The following is a 16,826-nucleotide window of genomic DNA, read 5'->3' as shown; positions in this document are numbered from 1 at the left end:
GCTTATAAAATTAAAATGAGATTACACAGGAATTTATGTTTTGCAACTATTGATGGTTTAACTTTAATCTTCAATGAAGAAAAATATGCAGATAAAGTTATCCAGCAGTTATTAAAACGCGATAAACGTTGGGGAGCTAGAGATAGAGCTTTTGTTGCAGAAACAACCTACGAAATAGTTAGATGGAAACGTCTGTACGCTGAAATTGCGGAAGTTAAGGAACCTTACAGTCGGGAAGACTTATGGCGTATTTTTGCAGTTTGGGCTACTTTAAGAGGTATTAAATTACCAGATTGGAAATATTTTGAAAACACACCAACACGAAAAATTAAAGGACGTTTTGACGAACTTTCAAAGATTAGAAAATTCAAAGAATCCATTCCAGATTGGTTAGACAAATTAGGAGAAAAAGAACTAGGCAAAGCCGTTTGGACTAAAGAAATAGCTGCTTTAAACGAGCAGGCAGATGTTGTTTTAAGAGTAAACACTCTTAAAACAACTAAAGAAAAACTACAATCAGAATTATTCGATTTAGACATTGAAACCGAATTTTTAAAAGACTATCCAAATGCCTTAAAACTAAAAGAACGTGCAAATGTTTTCTCTACAGAAGCTTTTCAGAATGGTCATTTTGAAGTACAAGATGCCTCATCTCAATTAGTAGCAGAATTCCTAAATGTAGAACCTGGAATGCGTGTGGTTGATGCATGTGCTGGAGCTGGAGGAAAAGCATTGCACTTGGCTTCTCTTATGGAGAATAAGGGCCAGATTATCGCTTTAGACATCTATGACAATAAATTAAAAGAATTAAAACGAAGAGCTAAAAGAAATGGTGCTCATAATATAGAACCAAGACATATAGATTCAACTAAAGTCATTAAAAAATTATACGATAAAGCAGATCGTGTGCTTATAGATGCTCCATGCTCAGGATTAGGAGTATTACGTAGAAATCCAGATGCAAAATGGAAATTGCAACCAGAATTTATAGAAAATATTAAAAAAACACAACAAGAAATCCTTCAACAATATTCGAGAATGGTAAAAACAGGTGGACAAATGGTTTATGCTACATGTTCTATATTACCTTCAGAAAACAAAAATCAAGTGGATGCTTTTTTAACATCAGAAATGGGAAAAGATTTTACTTTTGTAAAAGATAAAAGTGTCTTTTCTCACAAATCAGGATTTGACGGATTTTACATGGCCTTATTAGAAAAGAAAAAATAAAAACAAATGAAGCAATTTTACACCTTACTATTATTATTAATTTCAGCTACAACATTTGCTCAAATTCCAACTGGTTATTACGATACTGCAACTGGAACTGGTTACACATTAAAAACACAATTATATAATATTATTAATAATCATAACGATCAAGGTTACAATGCCATGGATGGTTTTATTTCTAATTATGATCTTGATTTGTATTATGATCAATCTATAATAAATCCACCTTCTGGTAGTTATACAATTTTAGATATATATTCTGAAATTCCTAACGATGGCGATAATACGCCTAATGACCCTTATAATTTCTCCCCAACATCAGATGAGTGTGGGAATTATACCAATGAAGGAGATTGCTATAATAAGGAACATGTTATTCCACAATCAGTTTTTAGTGAGGCACCACCAATGAAAAGTGATGCGCATATTCTTATGCCAACAGATGGTCGTGTCAATGGCTTTAGAGGAAGTTACCCTTTTGGAAGAGTTGATGATAACAATTTAGCATCTCAAAGTGGTATTACAAATCCAACCTCAAATGGATCTAAACTAGGTGGAAACTTAAATTCTGGTTATTCTTCTGGTTATACAGGAACTGTTTTCGAACCTATAGATGAATTTAAAGGAGACATAGCTCGTATCTATTTTTATTTTGCAACCCGTTATGAAAATCAAATTGATAATTGGGGAGCATATGACATGTTTGATGGTAGTTCAGACAAAGTACTTGACGATACCTTTTTAAGTATTTTAATGACTTGGCATGAAATGGATCCTGTTTCTCAAAAAGAACAAGATAGAAACAATAACATTTACTACAATCACCAAGGTAATAGAAACCCATTTGTAGATCATCAAGACTGGGTAGCACTAATTTGGAACCCAACTCCAGACACAGAAGCTCCTACAGACCCAACAAACCTTGTCGCTTCTAACCCAACAGATATATCTATAGATTTAACATGGACTGCCTCTACAGATAATATAGCAGTAGCTTCTTATGATATTTATATAGATGGAACAAATAGCTATAATTCAACTACAAATACATTTACTGTAACAGGTCTAGATCCAGATACCGAATATTGCTTTACAATTAAAGCAAAAGATGCCACTGGAAATGAATCTGGATTTAGTAATCAAGCTTGTGAAACTACCACTAACAATGGCGTAGGTGTTAATTGTTTAGCAGAAACTTTTGAAAATATTCCAGCAAATGATGGTGGCTATCAAACAAGAAATTGGACTGGTGATGAAGGTGGAAACTGGATAGCAACAGATGCAAGAACAGACCAGACTTTAACTAATAGAGCCATTACAATTAGAAACGGAAGCCTTACTGCTCCAACTACTTCTGGAGGTATTGGTAGTCTTACCGTAACTACAAAACGTGTGTTTGGAGGTTCAGGTGGTACTTTCAATTTAAAAGTAAACGGCAATGTAGTTGGCACTATAATTTATGGAGACCAAGATGTTATTCAAACTACAACTATTCCAAATATAAATATTGAAGATAATGTTACTATTGTAATCGATGGCAATAGTGTAACAAGTAATAGAGTCGTTTTTGACGATTTATCTTGGACGTGTTATACAGACTTAAACGTAAACGATTACCATTTAAATAACATTACAATTTATCCAAATCCAGTTTCTAACATCTTGAACATTCAGTTTAATGATTCTAAAGAAACTCAGGTTGAGATTTACAATATTTTAGGAAAAAGAGTTTTTACTAAAACTATACAGCAGTCTCAAAGCATTCAGTTAGACAACCTCAACTCTGGTGTGTATATTCTGAAACTAACTCAAGATAATTCAACTATAAGTAAGAAACTTATAAAAAGATAAATATGAAAGCGACTTTAACGAGTCGCTTTTTTTTTAGTTAATAACAGCGTGAATAACTCAAAATTTTCAATAATTTAAATAGTAATAATTACATTGAAAAAAAGTAAATTTGCACTTTATAAAAAACAACATAATCTAACTTATACATAATGATTCATTTCTTCGGAAACCAAAACAGTAAAATTTTTGCTGTTCAAGCAACAAAAGAATTATCAACTGAAACTACCTCTAAATTAGTGTGGTTATTTGGCAATCAGCCAAAAATAGAACAAGCATCTCTGGATGCTTTTTTTGTTGGTCCTCGTGCAGCCATGATTACTCCTTGGAGTACGAATGCTGTTGAAATTACCCAAAATATGGGAATCGAAGGCATCATCAGAATTGAAGAATTTAAAGCAATTTCTGAAGACTTCAAAGATTTTGATCCAATGATTTCTGAAAAATATGATGGATTGAATCAAGAATCATTTACTATAAACATACAACCTGAAGCAATCCTTAATATTGAAGATATTTCAGCTTACAATCAAGCAGAAGGATTATCATTAAGTGACGAAGAAGTAACGTATCTAGAAGATGTTTCAAAAAAAATAGGGAGACCATTAACAGATTCTGAGGTGTTTGGTTTTTCACAAGTAAATTCAGAACACTGTCGTCATAAAATCTTTAATGGAACTTTTGTAATAGATGGTGTAGAAAAACCTTCATCACTTTTTAAATTAATAAAAGAAACCTCTAAACAGCATCCTAACGATATTGTTTCAGCATACAAAGACAATGTTGCTTTTGTAAAAGGTCCAAGGGTAGAGCAATTTGCTCCAAAAACAGCAGATAAACCAGACTATTATCAAATAAAAGAATTTGACTCTGTTATTTCTCTTAAAGCAGAAACTCATAATTTCCCAACAACAGTTGAACCTTTTAATGGAGCTGCAACAGGTTCTGGTGGTGAAATACGCGATAGATTGGCTGGAGGAAAAGGATCTTTACCACTAGCTGGAACAGCTGTGTACATGACGTCTTATTCCAGATTAGAAGAAACACGTCCTTGGGAAGAAAAAATGAAAGCACGACCTTGGTTGTACCAAACACCAATGGATATTTTAATAAAAGCGAGTAATGGCGCATCAGACTTTGGAAATAAATTTGGACAACCACTTATTTGTGGTTCCGTTTTAACTTTTGAACACGAAGAAAACTCATCTTCAAGCATATCTGAAGCCAGAAAATTAGGATACGATAAAGTCATCATGCAAGCTGGTGGTATTGGCTACGGAAAAGCGGAACAAGCAATAAAAGATACTCCAAAAGTAGGCGATAAAATAGTCATACTTGGTGGTGAAAACTACAGAATTGGAATGGGAGGCGCTGCTGTTTCTTCTGCAGATACAGGAGAATTTGCCTCAGGAATTGAACTAAACGCTGTACAACGTTCAAACCCAGAAATGCAAAAACGTGCAGCAAATGCTGTTCGTGGCATGGTAGAAAGTGATGAAAATTTTATTGTTTCTATTCACGATCATGGAGCTGGTGGTCATTTAAATTGTTTATCGGAATTAGTTGAAGATACTGGAGGTAAAATCGACTTAGACAAATTGCCAGTTGGAGACCCAACTCTTTCAGCAAAAGAAATTATTGGCAACGAATCTCAAGAAAGAATGGGATTAGTTATTGCCGAAAAACATATTGATACACTAAATAAAATTGCAGAACGTGAGCGTTCACCAATGTACACTGTTGGTGATGTTACAGGTGATAACAGATTTACTTTTGAATCTAAAGCTACTGGCGAAAAACCAATGGATTTAGCTCTTGAAGATATGTTTGGTAGCTCTCCTAAAACCATCATGACAGACAAAACAGTTGTAAGAAAATATAAGAACCCTCGTTATAAATCTAAGAATTTCCATATTTATTTAGAGCAAGTTTTACAGTTAGAAGCTGTGGCTTGTAAAGACTGGCTAACTAACAAAGTAGACCGTTGTGTTGGTGGGAAAGTTGCTAAACAACAATGTGCTGGACCTTTACAATTACCATTAAATAATTGTGGTGTTATGGCTTTAGATTATAAAGGAAAAGAAGGTATTGCTACTTCTGTTGGTCATGCACCAATTTCTGGATTAATATCACCCAAAGCTGGAAGTAGAAATGCTATTACAGAATCGTTAACCAACATTATTTGGGCACCTTTAAAAGATGGTTTACAAAGTATATCGCTATCTGCAAACTGGATGTGGCCTTGTAAAAATGAAGGTGAAGATGCACGACTTTATGAAGCAGTTGAAGCAGTTTCAGAATTTGCTATCGATTTAGGGATTAATGTTCCAACTGGTAAAGATTCGCTTTCCATGAAACAAAAATATCCTAATGAAGATGTTATTTCTCCCGGAACAGTTATTATTTCTGCTGCTGGCAACTGTAACGATATTTCCAAAGTTGTAGAGCCTGTTTTTCAAAAAAACGCAGGTAATATCTATTATATAAATGTATCTCAAGACAACTTTAAACTAGGAGGAAGTTCATTCAATCAATCTTTAAATGCTATTGGTAATGAAACTCCAGATATTACAAATACTAATTTTGTAAAAAAAGTTTTTAATACCATCCAAGATTTAATTAAAACAGATAAAATTGTTGCTGGACATGATGTAGCTTCAGGTGGTTTAATTACTACACTGCTGGAAATGTGTTTTGCTGATGTTAATTTAGGTGCTGAATTAGACCTAACCAATTTAGGTGAAGAAGATTCTATAAAACTCTTATTCTCTGAAAATGCTGGTATTGTTTTTCAATCAAAAGATGATTCTATTGAACAAGTATTAACTGATGCTCATATTGAATTCTTCAACATAGGAAAAGTTCAAGAAAGCGACGTATTAAGCTTCATTAATAACAATGAAGTTTTCACTTTAACAGTTTCACGTTTACGTGATGTTTGGTACAAAACATCCTTCCTACTCGATCAAAAACAAACGGCTAACGGTTTAGCTCAAAACCGTTTTGATAATTATAAAAAGCAACCTTTACAATATATTTTTCCTAAACATTTTACAGGAAAAATAGAAGATGTGTTGTCAGGTCGAGCGCAGTCGAGATCTCTTGATAACCTCTCGACTACGCTCGAGGAGATAAGAGTAAAACCTAAAGCAGCCATTTTACGTGAAAAAGGCTCAAACTCTGAACGTGAAATGGCAAACGCCATGTATTTAGCAGGTTTCGATGTCAAAGACGTACACATGACCGATTTAATTTCTGGTCGTGAAACTCTAGAAGACATACAGTTTATTGGAGCTGTTGGAGGATTTTCAAATTCAGATGTTTTAGGTTCTGCAAAAGGTTGGGCTGGAGCCTTTTTATATAACGAAAAAGCAAATACAGCCTTAAAGAATTTCTTCAAAAGAGAAGACACCCTTTCTGTTGGTATCTGTAATGGTGCGCAACTTTGGATGGAATTGGAATTGGTAAATCCAGAACATAAAGTTCATGGGAAATTAGTTCATAACAATTCTAAAAAACACGAAAGTTCATTTACTTCTGTAAAAATTCAAGAAAATAACTCCATCATGTTATCTACTTTATCAGGAACAGAATTAGGCGTATGGATTTCTCATGGAGAAGGTAAATTTAGTTTACCTGAGTCTGAAGAAAACTACAACATTGTTGCAAAATATGGCTATGAAGGATATCCAAATAATCCAAATGGTTCAGATTTCAATACTGCTATGATGTGCGATAAAACAGGAAGACATTTAGTAACCATGCCACATATTGAACGTTCCACCTTCCAATGGAATTGGGCTAACTATCCTGAAAATAGAAAAGACGAAGTTTCGCCTTGGTTAGAAGCTTTTGTGAATGCTAGAAAATGGATTGAGAACAAATAAATTAAAACATAATTAATTACTAATCAAGGAGCTTGGATATTTCAAGCTCCTTTTTTTGTAGAGTCATTTTAATATCAGTTTTTTTTCATAATTTGCAAGTCTTCAAACCGCATATAAAGATGACTGAAATCTCTCGACTTTTTGATATACCACAATACCAATTAGAAACATATAACCTAAAAAAAGCATTCACTTCTAAATATCAAGGTGAGTGGCAATCCATTTCAACTCAAGACTATATTGATCAGGCAAATGCGATTAGTAGAGGATTATTGCGCTTAGGTATAAAGCCTAACGATAAAATAGCAGTCATTTCATCCACAAATAGAACCGAATGGAATGTACTCGATATTGGAGTGTTACAGACAGGAGCACAAAATGTCCCTATTTATCCTACCATCTGTAAAGAAGACTACGAATATATTTTAAATCACTCTGAAGCAATTTATTGTTTTGTATCTGATGCTGAAATATTAGAAAAATTAAATAAGGTAAAAGACAAAACGAAATTAAAAGGCATTTTCACCTTTGATGACGTTAAAAACGAAAAAAGCTGGAAAGAGGTTTTAGAATTAGGAAAAGATACTAGTAATCAAAATGATGTTGAAGAGAGAAAAGCTGTTGTCACTAAAGACGATCTAGCAACTTTAATATACACCTCTGGAACTACTGGAAAACCAAAAGGTGTTATGTTAACACACAATAATTTAGTGTCAAATGTTTTAGATAGTGAAAAACGTGTACCTTTTGATTATGGCAATTCAAAATCCTTAAGTTTTCTTCCAGTTTGTCACGTTTTTGAACGCATGATACTTTATCTATATCAATATTGTGGTGTAGAAGTTTATTTTGCAGAGTCAATTGAGAAAATGAGTGATAACTTAAAAGAGATACAGCCAAATGTAATGACAGCTGTTCCTAGATTATATGAAAAGGTTTTCGATAAGATTGTTGCAAAAGGAAGTGAACTTTCTACTATTAAAAAAGGACTCTTCTTTTGGGCTGTAAATTTAGGTTTAAAATATGAACCTTATGGAGCCAATGGTTGGTGGTACGAAAAACAACTTAAACTAGCTAGGAAGCTTATTTTTAGTAAATGGAAAGAAGGATTAGGTGGTCAATTAGATTTAATGGTTTCAGGTAGTGCAGCCTTACAACCAAGACTTACTAGAATTTTTGCTGCAGCCGAAATGCCAATTATGGAAGGTTATGGTTTAACCGAAACATCTCCAGTGATTTCGGTAAACGATATGCGTAATGGTGGCTTTAGAATAGGAACTGTAGGAAGAGTTATTGATAATGTGGAAGTAAAAATAGCTAATGATGGTGAGATTTTAGTAAAAGGTCCAAACGTCATGAAAGGTTATTATAAAGATTCAGAAAAAACAGCCGAAGTATTTACAGATAATTATTTCCATACAGGAGATATTGGAGAAATAGATAAAGATGGTTTCCTGAAAATTACTGATAGAAAAAAAGAAATGTTTAAAACTTCTGGAGGTAAATATGTTGCTCCTGCCCTTCTAGAAAACCAATTCAAGCAATCTCGATTTATTGAGCAGATTATGGTTATTGGTGAAGGAGAGAAAATGCCTGCTGCATTAATTCAAGTTAATTATGAGTTTATAGAAGAATGGGCTAAAAGACATAATCTATCCTTCAGTTCTAATAAAGATATAGCTTCTAACCAAAAATTAAGAGACAGAATTCAAGAAGAAATAGACGAAGCCAACGAAAAGTTTGGTCATTGGGAACAAATTAAAAAATTCGAAATAACTCCTAATGCTTGGACAATAGAAGATGGTCATCTTACTCCTACGATGAAAATGAAACGAAAGGTTATTAAAGAAATTTACAAAGACCTTATAGAAAAAATATATCGTCCTTAATCTTCAAACTCCTTATTCTATTAAGGAGTTTTTTTTTGCTCATTACCATGATAAATTTTTACAATTTATTATGCGTGCATAGTAAATTTTACTTATCTTTGGAATTCATAAACACTAAATATGAAAGAAAAAACCATAGACTATGTATTACGAACTACCTGGTTAGCAGTTCAAAAAATGTACAATGAAGAAGCTTCAAAGTTCGAAAGTACTATGGCAACTGGATTTACTTTATTAAGTATAGATCCAGAAAAAGGAACGCCTTCAACCTCTCTTGGACCAAAAATGGGCATGGAAGCCACTAGTCTTTCTAGAATATTAAAAACCATGGAAACGCGTGGTTTAATTGAAAGAAAACCGAATCCAGAAGATGGTCGAGGTGTATTAATTTATTTAACTGAATTTGGAAAAGAGAAAAGAGGATACTCTAGAGATCGTGTTTTAAAATTTAACGAAGCTATTAGAAAAAATATTCCGTTAGATAAATTAAACACATTTTACGAAGTAGCAGACACTATAAACGATCTGGTTACTAACAAAAAAATCTATACCAACGAAGTAAACAACACAAATTATTAATAGATAAATCATTTAGAATAAAATGAGTAAAAGACGCATAAAAAAAATAGCAATTATTGGTTCCGGAATTATGGGAAGTGGTATTGCATGTCATTTCGCCAATATTGGTGTAGATGTGCTATTGCTAGACATTGTTCCAAGAGAACTTAACGATGTAGAAAAAGCTAAAGGTCTAACTTTAGAAGATAAAGTAGTTAGAAATAGAATTGTAAACGATTCTTTAACTGCTTCTTTAAAATCGAAACCGGCTCCTATTTATCATACTTCTTTTGCAAGTAGAATTACAACTGGGAATTTAGATGATGATATTTCGAAAGTAAAAGATGTAGATTGGATCATGGAAGTTGTAGTTGAAAGACTTGATATTAAAAAACAAGTTTTCGAAAAACTTGAAAAATACAGAACTCCAGGTACATTAATTACATCAAATACATCTGGTATTCCTATTAAGTTTATGAGTGAAGGCAGAAGTGAAGATTTCCAAAAACATTTCTGTGGAACACACTTTTTTAATCCGGCTCGTTACCTAAAATTGTTCGAAATTATTCCAGGACCTAAAACATCTCAAGATGTTTTAGACTTCTTAAATGAATATGGTGAAAAATTCCTTGGAAAAACTTCTGTAATAGCTAAAGACACACCTGCTTTTATTGGAAATAGAATTGGGATTTTTGGAATTCAAAGTTTATTTCATCAAGTAAAAGAAATGGATTTAACGGTTGAAGAAGTCGACAAATTGACTGGTCCAGTAATCGGTCGTCCAAAATCGGCAACCTTCAGAACAGTTGATGTCGTTGGTCTAGACACCTTAGTACATGTTGCTAACGGGATTTACGACAACTGCCCAAATGATGAGGCTCATGATCTTTTTAAACTTCCTGGATTCATCAATACAATGATGGAGAACAAATGGTTGGGAAGTAAAACTGGTCAAGGATTCTACAAGAAAGAAGGAAAAATTATTAAAACCTTAGATTTAAATACCCTTCAATATAGAGATAAAAAATCGGCAAGATTTGCAACTCTAGAATTAACCAAAACAGTTGACAAGGTTGTTGACCGTTTTCCAATTCTGGTTTCAGGAAAAGATAAAGCTGGTGAATTTTACAGAAAGAATTTCGCTGCTATGTTTGCTTATGTTGCCAACAGAATTCCAGAAATTTCAGATGAACTTTATAAAATTGACGATGCTATGAAAGCTGGATTTGGTTGGGAACATGGTCCTTTCCAAATTTGGGATGCCATTGGAGTTGAAAAAGGTATTGAATTAATGAAAGCTGAAGGTTTAGAACCTAATACTTGGGTTAATGAGATGATTGCTGCAGGAAATAAATCGTTCTACACAGTTAAAGATGGAGCAACATATTTCTACAACATTCCTTCTAAGTCTCAAGAAAAAATTCCAGGTCAAGATGCATTCATCATTTTAGATAACATTAGAAAATCTAAAGAAGTATTTAAGAACTCTGGTGTTGTAATCGAAGATTTAGGAGATGGTATTTTGAATTGCGAATTCCAATCTAAAATGAATACCATTGGAGGAGACGTTCTTGCAGGTTTAAATAAAGCTGTGGATTTAGCTGAAAAAGATTTCCAAGGTTTGGTTATTGGTAATCAAGCTGCCAACTTCTCTGTTGGAGCTAACATTGGAATGATTTTCATGATGGCTGCCGAACAAGAATACGACGAGCTTAACATGGCCATAAAATATTTCCAAGATACTATGATGCGTATGCGTTATTCGTCTATTCCAACAGTTGCTGCGCCTCATGGCATGTCACTTGGTGGAGGTTGTGAACTTTCTATGCATGCAGATAAAGTAGTTGCAGCTGCCGAAACTTACATTGGACTTGTAGAATTTGGTGTTGGTGTGATTCCTGGAGGTGGAGGTTCTAAAGAAATGGCATTAAGAGCTTCTGATACTTTCAAGAAAGGTGACGTTAAATTAAATGTTTTGCAAGAATATTTCTTAACAATCGGAATGGCTAAAGTAGCCACTTCGGCATACGAAGCTTTCGATTTAGGCATTCTTCAAAAAGGAAAAGATGTGGTAGTCGTTAATAAAGACAGACAAATTGCAACGGCAAAAGCCTACGCAAAAATTATGGCAGAAGCTGGTTATACGCAACCTGTAAAACGTACAGACGTTAAAGTACTTGGTAAGCAAGCCTTAGGAATGTTTTTAGTAGGAACAGATTCTATGGAAGACAGTAATTACATTAGCGAACACGATCAAAAAATAGCTAATAAATTAGCTTACGTCATGGCTGGAGGAGATTTATCGGAACCAACTTTAGTAAGTGAACAATATTTATTGGATTTAGAACGAGAAGCATTCTTATCACTTTGTACTGAAAGAAAAACATTAGAAAGAATTCAGCACATGTTGAAAACAGGTAAACCTTTAAGAAACTAAAAAATGAAACAAGCATATATAGTAAAAGCATACAGAACGGCCGTAGGTAAAGCACCAAAAGGCGTGTTCCGTTTTAAAAGAACTGATGAATTGGCAGCAGAAACCATCAAACACATGATGAAAGAATTGCCAAATTTAGACAAGAAGCGCATTGATGACGTTATTGTTGGTAACGCAATGCCTGAAGGCTCACAAGGATTGAACATGGCACGTTTTATTTCATTAATTGGTCTAGAAAGCGTGGATGTTCCTGGTGTTACTGTCAATCGTTTTTGTGCTTCAGGAATTGAAACAATTGCCATGGCATCAGCAAAAATTCAAGCTGGAATGGCAGATTGCATTATTGCAGGAGGAGCAGAAAGCATGAGTGCTGTTCCAATGACAGGCTTCAAACCAGAATTAAATTACGACACAGTTAAAGCTGGTCATGAAGATTATTATTGGGGAATGGGAAATACAGCAGAAGCTGTTGCAAATCAGTTTAATGTATCGCGTGAGGATCAAGATGAGTTTGCTTATAATTCACATATGAAAGCGTTAAGGGCTCAAGCTGAAAATCGTTTTCAAGATCAAATAGTTCCTATTGAAGTGGAACAAACTTATATTGATGAAAACGGTAAAAAAGCAACAAAATCTTATACTGTAACAAAAGACGAAGGTCCAAGAGCTGGAACAAGCAAAGAAGCTTTAGCTAAACTAAGAGCTGTATTTGCTGCTGGTGGAAGTGTAACTGCAGGAAACTCATCACAAATGAGTGATGGAGCTGCATTCGTAATGATTATGAGTGAGGATATGGTTAAAGAATTAGGTTTGGAACCTATTGCGCGATTAGTAAATTATGCAGCAGCTGGAGTTGAACCTCGTATCATGGGAATTGGACCTGTAAAAGCTATTCCAAAAGCATTGAAATTAGCAGGTTTAAAACAAGAAGATTTAGCGCTTATTGAGTTAAACGAAGCCTTTGCTTCACAATCCTTAGCTGTTATTCGCGAATTAAACTTAAATCCAGATATCATTAATGTCAATGGTGGAGCTATTGCACTTGGCCATCCACTTGGTTGTACTGGAGCAAAATTATCTGTCCAATTATTTGATGAAATGCGTAAACAAAATATGGTAGGTAAATATGGTGCAGTAACTATGTGCGTAGGAACTGGTCAAGGTGCTTGTGGCATATTTGAATTCCTTAAGTAGAAACAAGACGAAAAGAGTCAAGAACCAAGACTGAAAATAAAAGACGATGCAATTTCAAGAAATTAAAAATTTGGACAGAAAGTATGCAATTGGTTTCAGAGTCGTACAAACTAACTCGATGTTTTCCAAAGTTTGAAACTTATGGGTTAATGAGTCAAATGAATAGATGTGCAGTATCAATTCCTTCTAATATTTCTGAAGGAACAAGTAAAAGTTCAGACAAACATTTTGCTACTTATTTAGAACATAGTTTAGGTTCAGCATTCGAATGGGAAACACAACTAAATGTAGCTTTTAATGAAAGTTACATTTCTGAAGAAAAATTTAAAGAATTAGAACAAAAAATAAAACAAATACAAAAAATGATATCAAGTTTTAAATCTGGACTAACATCGTCTTGATTCTTGACTCTTGAATCTATAAATCTTAAAACAATATGGAAGCAACAGAAAAAGACATCTTACGTGGAGGTCAATTCTTAGTTAAAGAAACAAAATGCGAAGACGTTTTTACTCCTGAAGATTTTTCAGAAGAGCAAAAAATGATGAAGGAAGCCGTTCAAGAATTCAACGAACGAGAAATTATTGCACATAAAGCTCGTTTTGAAGCAAAAGATTATGCCTTAACTGAAGAAGTGATGGGGAAAGCTGGTGAACTTGGCTTTTTAGGTGTTGCAGTTCCAGAAGCTTATGGTGGATTAGACATGGGATTTGTATCTACTCTATTGGTTTGCGATTACATTTCTAGTGGTACTGGTTCTTTCAGCACAGCTTTTGGTGCTCATACAGGAATTGGAACTATGCCAATTACACTTTATGGAACCGAAGAACAAAAACAAAAATATGTACCAAAACTAGCTACTGGTGAGTGGTTTGGTTCATACTGCTTAACAGAGCCAGGAGCAGGTAGTGATGCCAATTCTGGAAAAACAACTGCTACGCTATCTGAAGATGGAAAATCTTATAAAATTAATGGTCAGAAAATGTGGATTTCTAATGCTGGATTCTGTCAATTAATGATTGTTTTTGCTCGTATTGAAAACGATAAAAATATCACAGGATTTATAGTTGAATACGATAAAGCAAATCCTAACGGAATCACTTTAGGAGAAGAAGAACACAAATTAGGTATTCGTGCTTCATCTACACGTCAAGTATTTTATAACGACACTGTTGTTCCTGTAGAAAATATGTTAGCTGGTCGTGGTGAAGGTTTTAAAATTGCCATGAATGCACTTAACATTGGACGTATTAAATTAGCAGGAGCTTGTTTAGATTCTCAAAGACGTATTCTAACAACTGCTGTTCAATATGCAAACGAGCGTAAACAATTTAACACGCCAATTGCAGATTTTGGTGCTATCAAGTACAAATTAGCTGAAATGGCTGCAAGTGCTTATGCAGGAGAATCGGCTACATATAGAGCTGCAAAAAATATTGAAGATAGAATTGCATTGCGTCAAGCTGCAGGAAACACACATCAAGAAGCAGAACTAAAAGGTGTAGAGGAATATGCTATTGAATGTTCTATCTTAAAAGTAGCTGTTTCTGAAGATGTTCAAAATGCTGCAGATGAAGGTATTCAAATTTTTGGTGGTATGGGATTCTCAGAAGAAACTCCTATGGAAGCTGCATGGAGAGATGCTAGAATTGCTCGTATTTACGAAGGAACAAACGAAATTAACCGAATGCTTTCTGTAGGTATGCTTGTTAAAAAAGCCATGAAAGGTCATGTAGATTTATTAGGTCCTGCTCAAAAAGTTCAAGATGAATTAATGGGAATTCCATCATTTGATACGCCAGATTATTCTGAATTATTTGCTGAAGAAAAAGAGATGATTGCCAAGCTTAAGAAAGTTTTCTTAATGGTTGCAGGATCTGCTGTACAAAAATTCGGTCCAGAATTAGATGGTCATCAACAATTGTTGATTGCTGCATCAGATATCTTAATTGAAATCTATATGGCAGAATCAACCATACTAAGAACTGAGAAAAATGCTAAGCGTTTTGGAGAAGATGCTCAAGCTGTACAAATTGCAATGGCAAAATTATACTTGTATAATGCTGTTTCAATCGTAGAGAAAAATGGAAAAGAAAGTATTATTTCTTTTGCTGAAGGAGACGAACAACGTATGTTACTTATGGGATTAAAACGTTTTGTAAAATATGCAAACTATCCAGACATCGTAGATTTACGTAAAGCTATTGCTGAGAAAGTAAAAGCTGAAAACAAATATTGCTTTTAAAATTAAGTTTAGTTAGAAGTTAAAACCGTTTCTCTAGGGAAACGGTTTTTTTGTTTTTAATAAACTCAGAAATTAAGTTGATAAAAACTGGTTAATATTTTTGGTACCATTATTGTGCAGAACTGGAAGAATTAATTTTATCTAGAATAAATTCATCTTAATCAAAACATTATTACATTAAATTAATCACTCATGAAATTATTAAAATTATGTCTAGTACTATGCATTACTTCAACTTTATACTCACAAAACGATTCTTCAACCAAATATTTTAGACACTTAAAATATAATCATGTTTCTCCTTATATAGATTTAGCTGGAACATATTCTATTAACAAGGAAACTGCTAAGTCAACTTCTCATTATACATTTAAATATAATGACTCTGGAAAAATCACAGAGATTATAAATAACCATTATTATTATGAAAGACAACATCCTTTAGCCTCCTTAGGCGTTTATAAAGTTGAAATAACTTATCCAGAAGGGCAAGAAGTTAGAGTGTTTTATGATAAAAATGGAAAACGTATCTCTAACGACAGAGATGTCTTTAAAGAAGTATACACATATAATAATAAAGGTTTAAAAACGAAGCTTCAATTTTACGATGTAGATAATAATCCTATGGAATCTAATTGGGGAATTGCAGAATATAAGTGGGAAAAACACAAAAAGTTAATAATAGAAAATAGATTTAACTTAAAAAACGAATCTGTACCTCTATCGCCATATTTTCAATTTGGAACAACTGGAATCTTATTAGATAAAAAAGGACAACCAAAAGCACATTATAATTTAGATACTAAATTAAATATTATAAATAATGATAAAGGAACTGCTTCTTATCAAGATGTATATGATGACAATGGAAACCATGTAACTTACAGTTACCATGATGCAAACAATAATTTAGTAACTAATCAATGGGGTTTTGCTTATGGAGAGAAAAAATACGACAGCATTGGAAACTATATTGAGCTTGAACAATTTGATGTGAACAAAGAACGAATTCGAGTTAGAGAGATTCCAACCAATTCTAAAATTGAATTAGCATCAAAAGCATCGCAAAAAGATTCTCTAGAAATTAAAAGAATAGCAACTGGTTATTTAATAGCCCTTCAAGATTTAAAACCAGATTTAATGAAAGAAGTCATGAATGATAGTTTAAATAAGATTAGTATTGGTTGGGATAGATCTACAAAAAAAGAATATGCTAAAGCAACAACTAAAGCTCAAATGATAGAATTTGCAACTTCATGGAATAAATCAAACACAAAATTTCCATTTAATCCAACTAATAACATTACCATACTCGATATCTATAATCGTATTGCTAATGTTAAATTGGTTTCAGATAATTGGGTAGAATATTTACATTTAATTAAACTAGATGGGAAATGGAGTGTTGTAAATCTTATTTGGCAACATAAGGATATTAACCGTTATCCAAAAGAATAATTACTGTAGTAAAATAAAAAGTCGTTTCAAATTGAAACGGCTTTTTTTATTTTCATTAATTTAGTGGAAAATATTTC

At 33.4% G+C, this 16,826-nt stretch carries 10 protein-coding genes; all 10 read left to right on the top strand.

All coding sequences use genetic code 11. The annotated features are described in order from the left end of the window. Window positions 1–15 precede the first annotated feature (15 nt). Complete coding sequence (locus LX78_RS11300) at window positions 16–1,230, top strand: RsmB/NOP family class I SAM-dependent RNA methyltransferase (protein ID WP_109682775.1); 1,215 nt, start codon at window positions 16–18, stop codon at window positions 1,228–1,230. A gap of 6 nt (window positions 1,231–1,236) precedes the next feature. Continuing rightward, window positions 1,237–3,084, top strand: a complete 1,848-nt coding sequence (locus LX78_RS11295; protein ID WP_109682774.1) for an endonuclease — start codon at window positions 1,237–1,239, stop codon at window positions 3,082–3,084. Window positions 3,085–3,233: 149 nt separating this feature from the next. Further along, on the top strand, window positions 3,234–6,968 hold the full coding sequence (gene purL / locus LX78_RS11290) for a phosphoribosylformylglycinamidine synthase (protein WP_109682773.1): 3,735 nt from the start codon (window positions 3,234–3,236) through the stop codon (window positions 6,966–6,968). A gap of 119 nt (window positions 6,969–7,087) precedes the next feature. Further along, window positions 7,088–8,857: an AMP-dependent synthetase/ligase gene (locus LX78_RS11285; RefSeq protein ID WP_109682772.1), complete on the top strand. Its 1,770-nt coding sequence runs from the start codon at window positions 7,088–7,090 to the stop codon at window positions 8,855–8,857. A gap of 120 nt (window positions 8,858–8,977) precedes the next feature. Next, entirely contained in the window at window positions 8,978–9,436 is a 459-nt protein-coding gene (locus tag LX78_RS11280) for a MarR family winged helix-turn-helix transcriptional regulator (protein ID WP_109682771.1), read from the top strand. Between the two features lie 22 nt (window positions 9,437–9,458). Beyond that, window positions 9,459–11,852: a 3-hydroxyacyl-CoA dehydrogenase/enoyl-CoA hydratase family protein gene (locus LX78_RS11275; protein ID WP_109682770.1), complete on the top strand. Its 2,394-nt coding sequence runs from the start codon at window positions 9,459–9,461 to the stop codon at window positions 11,850–11,852. A 3-nt stretch (window positions 11,853–11,855) separates the two neighbouring features. Next, the gene (locus tag LX78_RS11270; protein WP_109682769.1) at window positions 11,856–13,046 is read left to right on the top strand and encodes an acetyl-CoA C-acyltransferase; all 1,191 of its coding nucleotides are present in this window, start codon (window positions 11,856–11,858) and stop codon (window positions 13,044–13,046) included. Between the two features lie 68 nt (window positions 13,047–13,114). Further along, the gene (locus LX78_RS11265) at window positions 13,115–13,447 is read left to right on the top strand and encodes a four helix bundle protein (protein WP_281267912.1); all 333 of its coding nucleotides are present in this window, start codon (window positions 13,115–13,117) and stop codon (window positions 13,445–13,447) included. A 35-nt stretch (window positions 13,448–13,482) separates the two neighbouring features. Continuing rightward, window positions 13,483–15,291, top strand: a complete 1,809-nt coding sequence (locus LX78_RS11260; RefSeq protein ID WP_109682767.1) for an acyl-CoA dehydrogenase family protein — start codon at window positions 13,483–13,485, stop codon at window positions 15,289–15,291. A gap of 192 nt (window positions 15,292–15,483) precedes the next feature. Continuing rightward, complete coding sequence (locus tag LX78_RS11255) at window positions 15,484–16,749, top strand: nuclear transport factor 2 family protein (protein ID WP_109682766.1); 1,266 nt, start codon at window positions 15,484–15,486, stop codon at window positions 16,747–16,749. The last annotated feature ends 77 nt before the right edge of the window (window positions 16,750–16,826 follow it).

Origin of the sequence: Xanthomarina spongicola (assembly GCF_003148645.1) — a bacterium.
GTDB lineage: Bacteria > Bacteroidota > Bacteroidia > Flavobacteriales > Flavobacteriaceae > Xanthomarina > Xanthomarina spongicola.
This window is presented reverse-complemented; position numbering and strand designations above follow the sequence as displayed.